This is a genomic window from Mycobacterium sp. DL99 (genome assembly GCF_004762045.1).
Classification (GTDB): domain Bacteria; phylum Actinomycetota; class Actinomycetes; order Mycobacteriales; family Mycobacteriaceae; genus Mycobacterium.
Window position 1 is genome coordinate 3365924 of record NZ_SJOM01000007.1, and the last position, 13679, is coordinate 3379602.

Annotated in this window: 15 protein-coding genes; 3 read left to right on the forward strand and 12 right to left on the reverse strand. The window is 66.7% G+C overall.

What is annotated here, in order from left to right; genetic code table 11:
* Nucleotides 1–13: 13 nt before the first annotated feature.
* The 4 genes from EYZ64_RS16590 to EYZ64_RS16605 all read right to left on the reverse strand — a co-directional run bounded on the left by EYZ64_RS16590 (nucleotide 14) and on the right by EYZ64_RS16605 (nucleotide 3581).
* On the reverse strand, nucleotides 14–484 hold the full coding sequence (locus EYZ64_RS16590) for an Imm44 family immunity protein (RefSeq protein WP_135454850.1): 471 nt from the start codon (nucleotides 482–484) through the stop codon (nucleotides 14–16).
* A gap of 141 nt (nucleotides 485–625) precedes the next feature.
* Nucleotides 626–1978: an NAD(P)/FAD-dependent oxidoreductase gene (locus EYZ64_RS16595; protein ID WP_135460059.1), complete on the reverse strand. Its 1353-nt coding sequence runs from the start codon at nucleotides 1976–1978 to the stop codon at nucleotides 626–628.
* A 25-nt stretch (nucleotides 1979–2003) separates the two neighbouring features.
* Nucleotides 2004–3173: an RNA polymerase sigma factor gene (locus EYZ64_RS16600; RefSeq protein ID WP_167857857.1), complete on the reverse strand. Its 1170-nt coding sequence runs from the start codon at nucleotides 3171–3173 to the stop codon at nucleotides 2004–2006.
* Entirely contained in the window at nucleotides 3174–3581 is a 408-nt protein-coding gene (locus EYZ64_RS16605; RefSeq protein ID WP_135454852.1) for a YciI family protein, read from the reverse strand.
* A gap of 234 nt (nucleotides 3582–3815) precedes the next feature.
* Between EYZ64_RS16605 and EYZ64_RS16610 the strand changes: the two genes are divergently transcribed.
* Both EYZ64_RS16610 and EYZ64_RS16615 read left to right on the forward strand, forming a co-directional pair.
* Complete coding sequence (locus tag EYZ64_RS16610; RefSeq protein ID WP_135454854.1) at nucleotides 3816–4052, forward strand: hypothetical protein; 237 nt, start codon at nucleotides 3816–3818, stop codon at nucleotides 4050–4052.
* A gap of 26 nt (nucleotides 4053–4078) precedes the next feature.
* Nucleotides 4079–4927 carry an SMP-30/gluconolactonase/LRE family protein gene (locus tag EYZ64_RS16615; protein ID WP_135454855.1) on the forward strand — a complete coding sequence of 283 codons (849 nt, stop codon included), beginning with the start codon at nucleotides 4079–4081 and terminating at the stop codon, nucleotides 4925–4927.
* A 10-nt stretch (nucleotides 4928–4937) separates the two neighbouring features.
* On the opposite strand, the gene EYZ64_RS16620 is transcribed toward EYZ64_RS16615, so the two are convergent.
* The 8 genes from EYZ64_RS16620 to EYZ64_RS16655 all read right to left on the reverse strand — a co-directional run bounded on the left by EYZ64_RS16620 (nucleotide 4938) and on the right by EYZ64_RS16655 (nucleotide 12778).
* A complete protein-coding gene (locus EYZ64_RS16620) occupies nucleotides 4938–6494 on the reverse strand; it encodes a threonine/serine exporter family protein (protein ID WP_167857858.1) in 1557 nt (518 codons plus the stop codon).
* Between the two features lie 64 nt (nucleotides 6495–6558).
* Entirely contained in the window at nucleotides 6559–7218 is a 660-nt protein-coding gene (locus tag EYZ64_RS16625) for a class I SAM-dependent methyltransferase family protein (RefSeq protein WP_135454858.1), read from the reverse strand.
* A gap of 214 nt (nucleotides 7219–7432) precedes the next feature.
* Entirely contained in the window at nucleotides 7433–8299 is an 867-nt protein-coding gene (locus tag EYZ64_RS16630; protein WP_450071926.1) for a CE1 family esterase, read from the reverse strand.
* Nucleotides 8300–8529: 230 nt separating this feature from the next.
* The gene (locus tag EYZ64_RS16635) at nucleotides 8530–9543 is read right to left on the reverse strand and encodes an alcohol dehydrogenase catalytic domain-containing protein (RefSeq protein WP_135454859.1); all 1014 of its coding nucleotides are present in this window, start codon (nucleotides 9541–9543) and stop codon (nucleotides 8530–8532) included.
* 107 nt (nucleotides 9544–9650) lie between these two features.
* Nucleotides 9651–10106: a cyanase gene (cynS, locus tag EYZ64_RS16640; RefSeq protein ID WP_135454860.1), complete on the reverse strand. Its 456-nt coding sequence runs from the start codon at nucleotides 10104–10106 to the stop codon at nucleotides 9651–9653.
* A gap of 27 nt (nucleotides 10107–10133) precedes the next feature.
* Nucleotides 10134–11996, reverse strand: a complete 1863-nt coding sequence (locus EYZ64_RS16645; protein ID WP_135454862.1) for a fatty acyl-AMP ligase — start codon at nucleotides 11994–11996, stop codon at nucleotides 10134–10136.
* Between the two features lie 9 nt (nucleotides 11997–12005).
* Nucleotides 12006–12449, reverse strand: coding sequence for an SRPBCC family protein (locus EYZ64_RS16650; protein WP_135454864.1), 444 nt, complete (start codon nucleotides 12447–12449; stop codon nucleotides 12006–12008).
* A complete protein-coding gene (locus EYZ64_RS16655; protein ID WP_135454866.1) occupies nucleotides 12446–12778 on the reverse strand; it encodes an ArsR/SmtB family transcription factor in 333 nt (110 codons plus the stop codon). Before EYZ64_RS16655 ends, EYZ64_RS16650 begins: the two co-directional genes overlap by 4 nt.
* Before the next feature lie 104 nt (nucleotides 12779–12882).
* On the opposite strand from EYZ64_RS16655, the gene EYZ64_RS16660 reads away from it, so the two are divergent.
* Nucleotides 12883–13653 (forward strand): DUF899 domain-containing protein, encoded by a 771-nt coding sequence (locus tag EYZ64_RS16660; RefSeq protein WP_135454868.1) that lies wholly within the window; start codon nucleotides 12883–12885, stop codon nucleotides 13651–13653.
* Nucleotides 13654–13679 lie beyond the last annotated feature (26 nt).

Here is a 13679-nt window from a genome sequence, read left to right on the forward strand (position 1 = left end):
TAGGAGACACGCCCTAGCGATTTCCTTGCTGCTTGATCTCTTCGAATCTCTCTCTGAGGAACGGAATGAACGCAACGGCATCAAAGTCTTGGAAGCGGTCCCTGTACTTCATGAGGGATTGCTCAAGATGACTCACGATATCGTCGCAAAGATGTGTCCTCGTCTCCCATTCCGATAGCTCCTCATACTCGTCTACGACGAGCATCTGATCGACCAGAAGCTTGTCGTCTTTCTTGATATACCGAACAAGCGACCTCAGGTCGCCCTTCTCGACATTGACCTTGTGATAGAACCGCAGGATCAGGCCGAGCGCAATGTGGCTGAACTGGGCATCAAGGTTCCGCAATTGGGGAGCAATTCGATCCTGCCAGGCGTAGTCATTCAGGCTATTGAGAACGTCGTCCAGGATGCCCTGGTTTATGGTGGCCTTTTCCGCCGTTTTCCCTCCTTGTGAATCATAAGTGATCTTCAAGAAGATACCCATAATCAAGACGCCCTTCTTCTTCGCCGCCTGCTACGAACCGCGCACTGAACGCGGTGCCCTGTCGACCACTCCAGCACCTCTGACTGCACAGCGGATCACTCACCGCAACAGCCATATTGGTCACAAACTGTTGTTGCTGTACTAGCCGTCGCTTCCGCCCGGAGGCACTTCGGGCGGCGGCGGTGTCAGCGCGTCCCATGTGGTCCACGTGTATCGCTGCTCGGGGAGGCCGGTCGCTCCGAGCATGAACGCCCGGTGCGCACGGCGGGCCCGCGCGATGGTGGCCAGCCAGGTGCTGACCGTGCTGACCCGGTTACGGATGCCGGTCAGAAATGCGATGTGGAGGAAACCCCATGCCAGCCATCCGAGAACACCAGCGACCTTGACCGGGCCGACTTGCAGAAGTGCCTGTCCCCGAGCGATATACGCCGCTGAGCCGAGGTCCCGGTAGCGGAACGGCCGTCGGGGCTTGCCGGCGAGTTCCCGACGAATGCACGAAGCGACGTGCAGCCCACCCTGCATCGCGTTCTCGGCGACCCCGGGCAGATTCTCGCGGCCGGCCAGATCTCCGATCACGAAAATCTCGGGATAGCCGGCGACCGAAAGATCCGGTCCGACAGTGATTCTCCCGCTACGGTCAGACTCCGCGCCCAACACCTTGGCGACATGCCGGGCAAAGGGCACGGCCTCGACTCCAGCGGTCCACAGCACGGTTCGTGCCACGTACTGCTCATCGGGACCGCCGGACTTCGGGCTGACGGTCACCCCGTCCCGGCCGACGTCGGTCACACGGACCCCCATGTGCAGTTCGACGCCCAGCCGCTGTAGCGACCGTGTCGCCTTCTCCCCCAGTTCCGGACAGAAAGCCTTCAAAACCCGTTCGCCACCGTCGAACAGCAGCACTCTGGCTTCCTCGGGCTCGATGCTGTGGAACTCGTGCGCCAGAGTGCGGGTTGCCATCTCTCGTATCTGCCCGGCCAGCTCCACCCCGGTGGGGCCACCACCGGTGACGGCGAACGTGAGCCAACCGTCACGCTCAGGTCCCGGCGGCAACGTCTCGGCGATTTCGAAGGCGGTGAGCACCCGCTGACGGATGTTGGCCGCATCGTCGAGCGTCTTCATCCCCGGGGCCCACTGCGCGAAGTGCTCGTTGCCGAAGTAGGACTGCTGCATCCCCGCGGCCACCACGAGCACGTCGTAGTCGATGGTGAACGTCGTCTCATCCGGCCGTCGGGCGGTCACCTGCCGCAATTGCGGGTCGACGTCGACCGCCTCGCCGAGCAACGTGGTCACGTTGCGGTGTCGCTCGAACTCCTCACGCAGCGGACGGCTGATCTGTCCGAAGCTCAACGTTCCGGTGGCGCACTGGTACAGGAGGGGCTGGAACAAGTGTCCCGCCGCCCGGTCCAGCAGGGTCACGTCAACGTCGGTTCCGCCCAGTCGGCGCGCACAGAACAGACCGCCGAATCCCCCACCGATGATCAACACCCTCATTCGACTGCTGCCCACAACTAGGAGGTTAGCCGTCCTCCCTGGAAATACGACCGTGCAGAACAGATGCCCGCAGGGTGAGATGGTTGCGCTCGGCCAGCGATTGCGCCTCGGCCGCCGCCTTCACGTAGAGCCGTGCCGCCATCGAGATGTCGCCTGCACGCTCGTGCAGATAGGCGGCCGCCGCGGTGTGGCGCGGCAGTGCCGGGTCGAGTTCGGCGAGCGCGGCCAACCCCGCCTGCGGCCCGTCGGCCTCACCTACGGCGACAGCGCGGTTGAGTCGCACCACCGGACTGTCGGTGAGCGCCACGAGTTCGTCGTACCACTCGACGATCTGCACCCAGTCGGTCTCCTCGGCGGACTGGGCGTCGGCATGCAGCGCCGCCACCGCCGCCTGCGCCTGGTACTGCCCGAGCCGGTCGCGTGCCAGCGCGGCTTGCAGCACGAACACACCCTCGGCGATGAGATGGCGCTGCCACAGCGTGCGGTCCTGCTCCGCCAGCGGAACCAGGCTCCCGTCGGCGCGGGTGCGAGCCGGGCGCCTGGCATGGTGCAGCAGGAACAGTGCGAGCAGGCCGCTGACTTCCGGATCGTCGGTGGTCCTGGCCAATTGACGGGCCAACCTGATCGCCTCGGCTGCCAGGTCGACATCGCCGCTGTAGCCCTCGTTGAACACCAGGTACAGCACGCTCAGCACGGTGCCCAGGTCCCCGGGACTGTCCAGCCGCACCTCGGCCACAGTGCGCTTGGCGCGGCTGATCCGTTGCGCCATCGTCGATTCCGGCACGAGATAGGCCTGCGCGATCTGGCGTGTGGTCAGGCCGCCGACCGCGCGCAGCGTCAATGCGACGGCGGACGACGAGGTCAGGCTCGGATGCGCGCACAGGAAGTAGAGCTGCAGCGTGTCGTCGGCCGCGGGCGCGGCTCCGGCGGCCGGTTCGGCCGAGACCCGGACCTCACGGTTACGCCGCGCCGCGTCGGAGCGGGTGACGTCGAGGAAACGCCGCCACGCCGTGGTGATCAGCCAGCCCTTCGGGTCGTCGGGTTGGCGGCTCGGCCAGGTTTCCCAGGCCCGGACCAGGGCTTCCTGCACGGCGTCCTCGGCCGTCGCGAAGTCGGCCCCGCGGTGGACGAGGGCAGCCAGGACACCGGGAATCAGATCGCGGAGTTGCTGCTCGTCCACCGCGCCGGCGGCCATCTACTCGGTGACGGTCGACGAGGCCGTCAGGAACGGGCGCACCTCGAGCCACTCGTGGATCGGCTTGCCGCCGGCGCCGGGCGCCGCCGACAGTTCTCCGGCCAGCGCGACGGCCCGCTCGTAGGAGTCGACGTCGACGATCATCCAGCCCGCGATCAGGTCCTTGGTCTCGGCGAACGGGCCGTCGGTCACCGGTGGCCTGCCCTCGCCGTCGTAGCGGACCCAGGCGCCCTCCGGGGCGAGGGCCTGGCTGTTGACGTACTCACCGCTGTCCTTCAGCCGGTCCGCGAAGTCGTTCATGTACTGGAGGTGGGCCTGGATCTCGTCTGGTGTCCACTGGTCCATCGGGATGTCGTTGACGGACGCGGGCGCGCCTCGGTAGTGCTTGAGAAACAGGTACTTGGCCATGTGATTCTCCCTTCAGGTTCGCGACCCTAGTTGGTCGCTCACATCTGGGACGGAGCCATCGCGGCGATTCTCGACATCGAAGACCGAAATCTTTCTGATCTCGGTGTCAGCCCATGTCGCGCTGGTTCAGGATGACGTATGACCCCGTCGCCGACCTCAAGTGCAGACTCAATCACTTCGTTTGGCTAAGCTTCGGGTATCCAAGTTCAGAGTCAAGCACCGAGGTGGACATTCATGTTCGGAAGCAAGGCAACCCTGGCCACCATCGCGGCCACAGGCCTGATCGGGGCCGCCCTCGGCCTCGGCACCGCCATCGCGAGCGCGGAACCGGATCCGAGCCTGCCGCCACCGCCGAACGCGCCGAAGAAGCCGGCTGAGACCTGGCAGGGCAAGCCGATGGTCTGGTGGAACCTGCCTGCCGGCGGCCACTGGGGCGTCTGGGTCAACGGCGACTTCCTCCCGTTCACCTGATCGGTTGAACCGGACCTGAGGGCCCGATGACATCCATCGAGGCCCTCGCCGCAGTCCCGTTCGTCGACGGGATCGTCTACGGCGAGGGGCCCCGTTGGCACGGTGACCGCCTGTGGTTCACCGATGGCCTGGCCGGCCGGGTGTACTCGGCCGGCGCGGCCGGTGACCTCGCAGTCGAGGTCGAGCTCGCGCGTGCTTCCGGTCTCGGGTGGCTACCCGACGGAACCCTCGTGGTGTCGACGCTCTTCGCAGCGCAGCTGCACCATGCCGACGCGCGCGGGAGCGTGACGGCCACCTACGACGTCAGCGACCTGGCGTGGTCCACCAACGATCTGGTGGTCGCGCCGGACGGCCGGGCGTACGTCGACCTATACATCGCCGACGGCGGCGGCCTGACCGGCGGGATCGGCCTGGTCGCCCCCGACGGCACCGTGCAGGTGGTCGCCACCGGGTTGTCGATGCCCAATGGCCTGGCGTTCCTACCCGATGAGTCGACCCTGGTGGTCAGCGAGACACACGGCTCGCGGCTGCTGGCGTTCACCGCCGGTCCCGACGGCAGCTTCAGTTCGCCGACCGTGTTCGCCGACCTCGGTCCGCACCGGCACCCCGACGGGTTGTGCGTCGACACCGCGGGAGGCGTCTGGGTCGGCTGCTATGACACCGGGGAGTTCCTGCGCGTGCTCGCCGGTGGCGAGATCACCCATCGCATCGAGATCGACAGCGGATGGGCGGTGGCCCCGGCGCTCGGCGGCCACGACGGACGAACGCTGTATCTCGTGGTCGACGAAACAACTCACGAAGGTCTTCTGGCCGGCTCCTCGACGGGTCGGATCCTGCAGGCACGCGTCGACATTCCCGGTGTGGGATCGCCCTGATCGCCTGATTTCAGTGGCCCTGGTCTTCGCTCTCATCGGCGTCGGACTCTTCGGCCGGTGCCGCTTCCAACGGGACGCTTTCGCGTTGGGCGCCGACGGCGGGGGTGTTGTCAGCGGGTTGGAGCCGGACCACCTGGCCGACTGCGCGGCGCAGCCCAGGCGGTCCTTCTTTACGGAAGTACTCACCGATGCGTCCGGCACGGTACCGAAGTGGCGAGCCGAGCAGCTCACCCAACACCACGCCGCTGCCGAGGGCCAGCGCTGTCGCTGCCGCGGTCAGCAGGTGCGCGAGCCCCTCACCGAACTTCTCGTCCACGGCGAAGGCGAACACCGCCCAGAACACCGCGAGGCCGGGGAGCATCGGCATGATGCCGGCCGTCGCCGTCACCAGCGCCGGAGACTGCCGGCGAATGGAGATCAACGTGGCCAGGAAACCGACACCGACCGCCGCGATCCCGGTGGCCGCCCACTGGCCGAACCCGGCTGTCCCCAGCCCGATCAATGTCAGCTCCGCCAGCCCGGCCGCCAGCCCGGCTGTGGGCAATGAGCGCAGTGGTGCATAGCTGGCCATGGTCAGGCAGATTCCGGCCAGCGCGGCACCCACAACCGCCAGGATTATCGGCACCGGTCCCCTCGGCGTGATGAAGGTGCCGGCCGCGTTGACGTGCAGTTCGATCTCGACCCCCAGCAGCGTGGCGGCCTGCAGTGCGCCGGTGATGCCGACGACGATTCCCGCGGTGAGAAACACCGCGTCACCGAGCCGCGCGACTGCGGTGACCATGTACCCGGTCAACGCGTCCTGCACGGCACCGACCAGGGTCATCCCGGACAACAACAACACGATCCCGGTGGCGACCAGGGCGCTGAGACCCTGACCGGTGTAGCGGTAGGCGGCCAGAGCGATCAACGTCGCGATCGCCGCCCCGACCGCATGCTGGAAGAAGAACGGTGTACCGATTCGGTTCAGCAGCCGGCCGACCCGGTCGATCAGCGCGGCGGTGAGGCTGGCCAGCAGACAGGTCAACCAGTTGCCGCCCAGCAACATCGCGATGCCGAGCGCGAAACCCGCCCACCCGGCGGTCGCGAGCCATCGAGGAAACGGATGCGGGCTCTCGGTCAGCTCATCCATGGCCTCGTGCGCCTCGTCGACGGTGATACCGCCGGCGGTGATGCGCCGAACCAATCGATCGAGATGAGCGAGCCGGGTGTAATCCGTCGACCTGGTCCGTACCGCCCGCATGATCGTTACCGGCGGGCTGTCCGCGGTCGGCAGTGCCGACACGATGATCGTCGCGACGGTGATGTCGACGACGCAGTCGGTGAGCCGGTAGGCCTGTGCGACGTCCTGGGTGGTGGCCACGACATCGGCAGTACCCGAGCCCGACGACAGCATCACCTCCGCGAGCCGGATGGTCAGGTCGAGGACCTTGCGGGTGTGCACGTCACCCATCCCCGCCGACGCGCGACTGCGTCGGCCGGCGACCGGTGCCGGGTCGCGGCGCCCTCGCAGGGCCATGCGCAGCCCGCCGCGCAAGCGGTCCCTGCCGTTCAGACCTTCCTCAGCCATCGTTGAAAAGCGTACTGATGAACGGTCGGCTCCCGGTGGAACTACGCCTCGGCCCGCGGTGTCGTCAGCGGGCGCGGTCGGCGGCCCGGATCACATCGGAGCCGACAAAGGTGAAGATCTGCGCGCCCGGCGCCAACGGTTCAGGGGACCCGGTGAAGCGATGCGCTCCCACGCCATAGCTCACATCCGGTGGCGACACCCAGACCAGGTCGAAACCGCGCTCGTCAAACCAGTTGAGGATCAAGGGAACCCGGTCGGGAACGGTGCGCCCCCGGGTCCACAGCACGGTGCCGCCGGTCTTCGTCAGCTGCGGGAGGAAGCCGATGGCCCGTTCGATGTCCTCGTCGGTGATGTTGCCGAAGATGCCGCAGGCCACCACGACGTCGGCAGGGACCAGGTCCGCGTAGTGGTCGATGAGCGCGGCATCTCCGATCACCACCTCGACGCCGGTCAACCCATAGCTGCTCACCTTCTCGGCGGCGACCTCGGCGTTGCGGGGATCCAACTCGACCAGGCGCGCCCGGACATCGTCGCGTCGCGGATGCCCGGCCAGTACCTCGAGCAGGTCCCGGCCTTGGCCGGCGCACAAGCTGACGACCCGAAGCGGGCCGGCCGGAGCGTCGTCCAGCGCTTGTCTGATCAAGGTCTGCACGGCGCGAAGCCGGTGCGCCAGCGCCGAATCGGGTCGGTCATAGTCTTCATGCCAGCTGTGCCAGTCCACCACGGGAGAAACCCTATGGCCGGGGGACGATCCGCCCCGGCGTTGCAGGCCGGCCCGACGCCGCCGCACTTGACTACGCACGGTCACCCCCGCGTTGTGAATTCATTTGGCGCAGAGCGCTATTCGATCAGCACTGGTCGACTGATCGGACCAGGTGGCGGGTTTATCGCGGCGTGATGAATATTGGCGGCCAGCGCTGGAACCGCAGGGCCGGCGACTATCTGCCGTGAGCGGCGAAGAACTGCGCCGAGGCGTCCGAGGCATCGAAAGCCCGACTGGCCGCTCCAACGGACTGCACCGGAAGGATCTCGGGCACGCCCGGCCAGGTGTGCCCGCCCCCGTCGACCCGCATGAACACCACCGAAGTTCCGGCGGCACACCCATCCGAGGCGATGCGGTGGGTTTCGGTGCCGTCGCCGGTGCTGGGCAGCACCTCGTCAGACGGAGCCGGGCAGCCGTTGATCTGGCGCCACCGGTCCACCATCGCGGGTCCCGACACCACCGTGCTTCCTCCCCCACGCCCCGTCATCGGTCCGCCGTTGAACGGCACAACGGGGTCCGCCGTCCCATATGTGGCCAGGACCGAAACCGGCCTCGACGGATTGCAACCGACATTCGTCCCGAGGGTGCCCGCGACCGGGGCGATGGCCGCGAACAGGTCGGCCCGATCACAGGCCAACCGGTTGGCCATGAATCCGCCGGCCGACAGACCGGTGGCATATACCCGGCCCCTCGGGATCGCGTTCTCGGCCACCAGACGATCGACGAGGGTCGCGATGAACCCGACATCGTCGACCCGCTGACGGTCCGGCACAGAGGCGCCGCGGCCGTCAGCCCAGCTGTAATCGATGCCGTCCGGGTAGACCACGGCCAACCCGTAGGCGTCTGCCACCGCGTCGTAATGGGTGAGCGCGGCCTGGTCGGCTCCGGTCGCACCGGCGGCATGCAGGTTGACGACCAGCCCGGATGGTGGGCCGCCGGCAGGTAGATGGAGCCGATACGTACGCATCATGCCGCCGTAGTCGATCTGCGCCGACGGAAGGGGTACTGCCGACGCCGGTGCGGCCGCGGACCAGGAGAGCACGACAAGTGCGGCGGATACCAGCGCTCTGAGACGTCCCGGGGTGAAATGCACCGGGGCAGAGTAGATATCACGGGCGAACTTCCCGGCAACGCCACGTGACCTACCGGAGAAGATCCCCCCGGCAACCGTCATCATCCGCTTCCACGTCATCCCCGGCCCCCACCGATTCGTCGTCCAGCAAACGAAGTACCGACGCTACCTGCTCGCGGCGACCGGCGGGGTGAGAAAGATCAGATCGTCAGGACCATGCGGTAGCGCGCCTGCCCGTGCTCCATCGCGGCATAGGCCTCTGCCGCGTCGTCGAGCGGGCGCTCCTCGATCAGGGCCCGAACACCCGACAGCACCGCGAAATGCATTGTCTCCTCCACGTCACGAGCGGTCCCCGAGGGATGCCCGGAGATGCTCAGGGCAGGCTGGATCAGCTGCACCGGGCTGATCGGCAACGGGTCCGCCGACACCCCGATCGCCACCAGCTCGCCACGCGGGGCCAGCCCGCCAACCGTGTCGGCCATCGCCTGCGAATTGCCCACGGTAGCCAGGACCACGGCCGCACCGCCCAGGTCACGCAGTGCTGCGCTGACGTCCCCGGCGGTCGAATCGATGTAGTGCCTGGCGCCCAGCGAGCGCGCATCCGCCTCTTTGCCGGGGCCACGGGCGATCGCGACCGTCTCGAAGCCCATAGCGTGGGCGAACTGCAGACCGAGGTGGCCCAAGCCGCCGACGCCGAGCACCGCAACGAGATCACCCGGAAGTGCACGGGTGTGGCGAAGGGCGTTGTACGTGGTCACCCCCGCACACCCCATCGGGGCAGCTTCGGCGAAGGAGAGTTCGTCGGGGATCCGGGCGAGTGCATTGGCCGGCACCGTCACCGATTCCGCGTAACCGCCCGGGTAATGCAGGCTCGGAATCTGCCCCTTCTCACAATGAATGAACAGGCCCTTCCGGCACTGGATGCAGACGCCACAGTGGCCGCCGAACCAGCCGATCGCGACACGGTCGCCCACCGCGAAATCGGTGACGCCCGGGCCGACTTCGACGATGGTGCCCGCGATCTCATGGCCGGGAGTCAGTGGCCAGGTCATGCCCGGGAACCCGCCGTTGACGATGGCCCGATCGGTGCCGCAGACCCCGCACGCGGCCACTGCCACCCGTACCTGCCCCCGCTCTGGTGAGAGGGTTTGTGCGTCAACGAGTTCCAGGGCACCGCCGGAAGACTGGACGTGAACAGCTCGATGTGTAGACATGGAGATCCTTACCGTCGCCGTCTGATATCAGGTAATCATCGACCGTCGGCGCCCCACTTGGCCATAGCCAGACATCAGCCGGGACGAACGTCAACTAGCCGCGGATGCTATTTTTCCGCGGCAGTCCAGTCGTACGGCAGGAACTTTCCGTCGAACGTCACCACCACCCGATCACCGGCAGGGTGCGATTTGCGCTGCACGTCGAGGCTGAAGTTGATGGCGCTCATGATGCCGTCACCGAACTGTTCGTGGATGAGTTCCTTGAGCGCGCCGCCGTACACCTGAAGCGCCTCGTAGAAGCGGTAGATGGTCGGGTCGGTGGGCACGGCCGTCGGCAGTCCACCACGCATCGGCACCGCGGCCAGCACCGGGATCGCCGACTCGTCCAATCCGAGCAGGTCCACGATGATCTTGCCGGATTCGACCGGAACCGGATGCTGTCCGAGCAGCGCAGACACCGTCCACACCACGGGTTTGTCGATGGCATCGGCCAGCTGCTGCCAGGTCAGGCCCTTGGTCAGGCGGGCTTCCACGATCGCGGCGGTGATCTCGTCTCTGCTCATACCCAGCAGCATGCCTGCGGCGAACGGTCACCGCACGCCCAAGGTGCCCTCCAGATACTCACCGCGACAGGCCAGCCGGGCCAGCTTGCCGCTCGTGGTCCGCGGGATCGCACCTGCCGGAAGGAAACGCAGATCCGCCACCCTCAGCCCGTGCCGCGCTGCCACCGCAGCGCTGATGGCCTCAACAGCCTCCCGAGGGTCGGCGCGGCTGGTGCCGGCCGCGCGTTCGGCGATCACCACCAGCCGGGCGCCGTCACCATCGGCGCCGGCATCAGTGGTCACGGTGAATGCCGTGACATAGCCGCGCCGGACGAGTGGCGAGGCGTCCGCCACGGTGGCCTCGATGTCCTGTGGGTAGTGGCTGCGACCGTCGATCTGCACCAGGTCGGCCAGCCGCCCGGTCACATAGAACTGCCCCTCGAAATACACCCCGAGATCGCCGGTGCGCAGCCAGGTGGCGTGCCCGGGAAGCCCGTCGGCGTGACTGCCCGAGGCAAGGCGCGAGTGCAGCGACACCCCGAATGTCTTGCGCGTCTCCTCGGGCCGACCCCAGTAGCCCCGACCGATGTTGTTGCCGTGCAACCAGATTTCCCCGATCTCACCGTCGGGCAATTCCTCGGAGAGTCGGTCGGCAGTCGCGGGGTTGACGATCACCGCCCACAAGCTGCGGGCCGGATGGCCACACGACACATGGGCGACGGCACCTTCAGCGTGCGCGTCGACGCGGACCGCACGCCCGACGGCGAGGTGCTCACGGTCGAAGTAAACCACCGACGACTGCTCGGCCGGAGCGATCGTCGAGATCAGCAGGGTCGCCTCGGCGATGCCGTACGACGGCTTGAACGCGGTCGGCGGCAGCCCGTAGGGCGCGAACACCTCATTGAATGTCGTTATCACCTCGGGGATTACCGGCTCGGAACCGATGATGAGCACCACATTGCTCAGATCGATGTCCTCCCCCGCTTCAGGCACACCACGTTGGGCGGTCCATTCGTAGGCGAAATTCGGTGCGGCCGTGATGACGCGGCCGTGCTTCGATGCCTCCGACATGGCCCGGACCCACCGCTGGGGGCGCCGGACGAACGCGGTCGGTGACATGAGCGTCGAGTGCCCGCCGTACACCGCGGGGAATCCGATCATGGACAGACCCATGTCGTGATAGAGCGGTAACCAGCTGAGGCCGTGGGTGTTTCGGTTCAGCAGATCGATGGACAGGATCATCTGTAGCAGGTTGGTGCCGACCGCACGGTGGGTGATCTCCACTCCGACCGGGGCACGCGTCGAACCCGACGTGTACTGCAGGTGGGAGATGTCGTCGGGATCTACCGGGATCGGAGCGAAGTCGTCCCCTTCATGATCGGGTACCTCATCGATGAGCACCACCCGGGGACGCACGGACTCCGGCATCTTCGCCAGGAACGCCTGCACCGCGGTATCGGCGGCGGAGGTGGTCAGCACCGTCGTCGGACGGGAATCGAGCAGCGCGGTTTCGAGTCGTTCGGCGTGGCCCTGCAATTCCGGTGCGAACAGTGGCACCGCGATGTTGCCCGCCTTGATCGCGGCGAAGAAGCCGACGACATAGTCAAGCCCCTGAGGTGCGAGGATGGCGACTCGGTCACCACGCTCGGCAACCTGCTGCAGTCGCGCAGAGACGGCCCGGAGCCGCACGCCCAACTGAGTCCAGGTCAGCTCGATGATCTCTTCCTCGGCGTGGCTGTAGTCGAGGTAGCGGTAGGCGACCAGGTCACCGACATGAGCGATGTTGCGGTCGATGAGCGATATCAGGGTCGTCCCCGGGGGCAGCACGATGCCGCCTGCCTCGTCCAGGCAGTCCTCGATGCGGAGCAGGCCTGCCGGAGCCTCGTATTGAACCTGGGTGCCGCTGTCCATGCCCGCAGTCTAGGTGGCGGCACCCTCGAGGAAGATTGCCAGCTGCTCGAGCGTGAGAGTCCATCCGCTGTGGAAGTTGCCGAATTCCTCTGGTGGCAAAAGGGAATGCTCGATGGTCATCATCGTCTGCCCGTCGGCGGCCGGCTCGAATTCGACATTGACGATGCTGGTGGCGGTCGGATCGATCCAGTTCGAGTTGCTCCAGGTGAACCGGAGCAGGCGAGGGCGCTCGATGGCCAGAAACTGTCCGGTGGTCAGAACGCTGCTACCGGAAGCGTCGAGGTCGAACCGCACCAGTCCGCCAACGCGGGGCTCGACCACCACCTCGACGCAGCGTACCGGGCGGGGACACATCCACTCCAGCAGCGACTCCGGGTCGAGCCACTGGTCGAACACCACATCGGGCTCCGCAGGCATCAGTCGTTGTACGCGGACCGTCGGCGCGTCGGTCATCGGGAGCCCGCCTGACGCCGCAACCGTGCGGCCAGCGCATCTGCGCGGCTCGACCAGAAGTCCGTCTGCTCGCTCATCCACTGCTGGGCCATCGTCAACCCGTCCTGCTTGAGCGACACCCAGTGCTCGCGACCGCGGATTTCACGCTGCACCAGACCGGCGGCTTCCAGCACCCCGATATGGCGGGAGACGCCGGCGAAGGTCATGGGCAACGGGGCGGCCAGGTCGCTGATGCGGGCATCGCCCTCACGCAGGGCCTCCAACAGCCGACGACGAGTCGAATCGGCCAGGGCCGAATATGCGCGGTCCAGAACTTGATCTTCAACCACCTTGTTGACTATAGCCGTGGATCGTGGTTCTCTCGAGACAGGTTATTCAACTGATTTGTTGAATGTTCGATGAGCACCGCAAGGGACCGACGACGGGAGCAACCGTGAAGAATCCACCGATCGTGCCGGCAACGGAATGGCAGGCCGCACTCGACGAAATGCTGGTCAAGGAAAAAGAACTCACCCGCGCGCGGGACCGGCTCGCAGCCCTGCGCCGGCGCATGCCGTGGACGCCGGTGGACAAGGACTACGAGTTCGAAGGTCCCGGCGGCACCGCCACCCTGCTCGACCTGTTCGCCGGGCGTCGGCAGCTCATCGTGTACCGCGCCTTTCTCGACCCCGGCGTGCACGGCTGGCCCGAGCACGGTTGCGTCGGCTGTTCTTTGATGGCCGACCACATCGGCAACCTGGCCCATCTCAACGCCCGCGACACCACCCTCGTCTACGCCTCCCGCGGGTCGCAGGCCGATATCGCCCGGATCAAGGCGCGCATGGGGTGGAACCACCCGTGGTACACCATGGTTCCCCGGGCGGGCGCAGAGTTCGACGTGGACTTCGGGGTCGACGAATGGCACGGCACCAATGCGTTCATTCGCGACGGCGACCGGGTCTTCCGCACCTACTTCATCGACAGCCGGGGCGACGAGGTATTCGTCAACACCTGGAACTTCCTGGACATGACCGCGCTCGGCCGCCAGGAGAGTTGGGAGGACTCACCGCCGGGCTACCCGCAGACCAAGCCCTACGAGTGGTGGTCCTGGCATGACACCTACGTCGAGCATGAGGCGTCGCGGTGGTTCGGTGACCCCGACCCCGACAATCCCCACGACCCACGCCCGCCACGTGACGAATGCGCCGCCTGCGAGAGTCACTGACCCACCGCGGGCAGACCTACCCGCGC